Genomic DNA, 241 nt, shown 5'->3' on the forward strand with positions numbered 1-241 from the left:
TTCGCGTGCCGGCCATCGACGCCGCCGTCGGGACCCGGCCCGAATGCTTCAAACCGGATGCCAAGGTCGCGACCGATGAGATCACATACGAGATCCTCAAAGTCTGCAGGGGAAAGGGTCTCGAAACTGTAGTTCACGTCAAATCCTGCACAGTGCCTTCCAATCTGACCGGTCGCCAACCGACCCAACCATTGACCCAGCTTCTATACGTCTTGTGACGCCTTGCATATCTGCATGATAT

Source organism: Shinella sp. (genome assembly GCF_052438155.1).
In the GTDB taxonomy this organism is placed as follows: Bacteria; Pseudomonadota; Alphaproteobacteria; order Rhizobiales; family Rhizobiaceae; genus Shinella.